The organism is Shewanella sp. SG41-4, assembly GCF_014164505.1.
Taxonomy (GTDB): Bacteria; Pseudomonadota; Gammaproteobacteria; order Enterobacterales; family Shewanellaceae; genus Shewanella.
The window spans coordinates 1-2,741 of record NZ_JACJFI010000393.1; the positions used below are offsets into that span (position 1 = coordinate 1).

3 protein-coding genes are annotated in these 2,741 nt (G+C 38.9%); all 3 read right to left on the reverse strand.

Annotated features, from left to right (window positions below; all coding sequences use genetic code 11):
- The coding region (locus H5202_RS20075; RefSeq protein ID WP_259397399.1) for a PqiB family protein at positions 1-1,157 on the reverse strand (1,157 nt) is incomplete at its 3' end.
- On the reverse strand, positions 1,144-1,857 hold the full coding sequence (locus tag H5202_RS20080; protein WP_259397400.1) for a paraquat-inducible protein A: 714 nt from the start codon (positions 1,855-1,857) through the stop codon (positions 1,144-1,146). The genes H5202_RS20075 and H5202_RS20080, both read right to left, overlap by 14 nt.
- Complete coding sequence (locus H5202_RS20085; protein ID WP_182773623.1) at positions 1,850-2,476, reverse strand: paraquat-inducible protein A; 627 nt, start codon at positions 2,474-2,476, stop codon at positions 1,850-1,852. The genes H5202_RS20080 and H5202_RS20085 overlap by 8 nt, the downstream gene beginning before the upstream one ends.
- Positions 2,477-2,741: the final 265 nt, after the last annotated feature.

Here is a 2,741-nt window from a genome sequence, read left to right on the forward strand (position 1 = left end):
TTGTTTTGATTGAGCAAATCTGGGGCATGTGATGCCAATTCAAACTGCATCGATTCTTCGGTGGTTTGAGAGCCGGGTAAGACATTAATAACACTGCCAGTAACCAGTCTACTGACGTTTTTGACACCTTTTAATGATAACTCGGCACCACTAATCCAAAATTGGCTGTCGCTGGTAACTAATCCTTTGTAATGATGTTCTACTCGAGCGATAAATTGCACCCCAGTGTCAGTTAAGGTGACTTTTTCTATTTCGCCGATAACAATGCCGCGGTAGGTGATAGCAGTGCCTTCATTGACCTCATCACTACCAGGTGCGGTTAAACTAAAATGAACACCTCCTATTGCGGTGAGTTCATCTTCGTATAGGTTATAAACATCACCATTTTGAGCTTTTTCAGTGTAACTTCCGGTATCAAAGCTGATCCCGCCGGCTAAAATAGACGCGATACTTTCAGTACTGACTTTTATGCCTGCTAAAGAAGCATCAATTTTTAAGCCCGATACATTCCAAAAATGGGAGTCTTTACTCACTAAATGGGCATATTGTTCTTGAACAAATGCGCTAATAATAATTTGTTTATTTCCATCTAGACGATAACTAATAATACTTCCGACAGGTGCTTGACGATAAAAGACCGGCGAGCCAACATCAATCGAACCCAGCTTAGGGGATTTTAATTCGATCATGAGTCCTTCACTGCCGGGTAGTATTGCAGGTGCTTCACGTTGTGCTTCAAATACAGTTGCTGAACGTCCATCGCCTGGTTGCAGGGCAATGTAATTACCTGAAAATAATGTATCTAGTCCTTCAACTCCGGTAATACTAGCTTTAGGTTTTACTAACCAAAAGAGGGTGTTTTTATTGAGAAATGGGTCGGCACGGTAATCCATAACAACTTTAACGTTAACCCCTTTTAGATCATCGTCAATACCAATGTCGGTCACTTTACCGACCGTCAATCCTTGATATTTCACTAATGTCTTACCAATATCAATACCGGTAGCACTCGGGAAATGAATTAATATTTCGATGCCGGATTCTTTGATACTTTTGACCCCTAACCAGGCTCCTAATATCAAAGCAACAACCGGTAATAACCATATTGGCGAGAATAACTTTTTCTTCACAATTTTAGGTGATTCAATTTGTGTCATCAGTGTTTTCCAAGCGGTCCCAGAGTAATCGAGTATCTAACACTTTAGCCGCAAGTTGCGTTAGCAAGATAACTAACGCAAATGCTGTCGCGGCAGGTGCAGGTTTTGCGTCTAATAATTGCCCCATATTAACTAAGGCAACTGTTAATGAAATAACGAATAAATCGAGCATTGACCAACGGCCAATCCATTCAATGATGTGAAATCCAATCATTAATTTTCTTTTTGATATTGGTAAGTTAAAACTAATAGCCGATAAATAGGTCGCTAAGCCAATAATTTTAAGCCAAGGTACCAAAATACTGGCAGTGAAAACAATGATAGCAATCGGGAACATACCTGTTTTGACTAAATGACTAATACCACTAAAAATTGTGTCATTGGTGACCACACCGCGATTAGTCAACAAGGTAATAGGATAGATATTGGCGACAATAAGTAAAATAGTTGCAGTAACCAATAAAGCCCAACTTTGTTGAATACTGGCATAATTACGACTGCTTAATTGGCTAAAACAACGTTTACAATGATTGTTACTAGTGACATTAAGTTTTCGACAAACAGGGCATAAACATAAGCCAATTTTTATGCCTTGAACGTGCGACAAAACCTTAGTTGTAATCTCTTTGTTGATATTGTCAACTTGCGCAGTGTTGTCGACTATTTCTTCATTGGAAGTCGTCATTGGAGTATCAGGCATCAACATAACTCCACATATGTTCTAGGTTATATTCACGTTGCAAAAATAAAATGATGATGAACAACATCGTAAAACTGAATGTTCCCATACCAAAATACACATCAGAAAAGTCAGATAATTGGAATGCCGACACTAAAAAACTGATCACATAAATTTCTAACATGGTCATTTGTGATATCAAACCATGATTTTTTAATAATGTAGTATATGTTCTTTGCCAAAATGAGTTGTGCAGTTTTAACTTCACAATCACAACTTGGGCCATAATTGACAATATCAATAATCCTGGCGCAATAACTGCCGCAACCATTACCGCAAGGCCTACTACCCAATACCCTTCAGCCCAAACCGTAAAAGCCGCTTGCAGCACGGTTGTGGTCCGTACACTGCCAAGAAAGTGAATTTCGAGTACAGGCAATAAATTAGCGGGAATAAAAATAATTAACGCCGCAACACATAACGCTAGCATGCCATTAATGGAGCAATAAGGTGAATCATAGAGTGCCGTGTGGCAACGAGGACAAAGCGCTCGAGCGCTAGAAGGCAAAGCGCGTTTTGTCACTGCCAAATCACATGATTGGCATAAAATTATAGAATCATGATCATCAAATTCATGCATGAAGAATTAATCTAATCCATAGTAAAGCGCATTATTGGGTAGCAAAGAGTCAAAGCCGTTTGCTTTGCCTTATATTGGCAGAAAATGAGTTAATTGTTAAATAATCTCGATTTTCTTGTGCTTGATAATATCAGAATAATCAGAACACTTGCATCATAAGTTAACTATGTGAGATTCTATGCACTGTATATAAAAACAGTGAGGATTACATCATGGCAGTGATAACCCAATTTGTCGTGGTCAGAGAAGGGGTGGAAAAGATGAC

What these genes read in the sequence shown, in the direction of transcription:
- H5202_RS20080 (WP_259397400.1), bottom strand. Translation starts at nt 1,857, where the DNA reads ATGCCTGATACTCCAATGACGACTTCCAATGAAGAAATAGTCGACAAC.
- H5202_RS20085 (WP_182773623.1), bottom strand. Translation starts at nt 2,476, where the DNA reads ATGCATGAATTTGATGATCATGATTCTATAATTTTATGCCAATCATGT.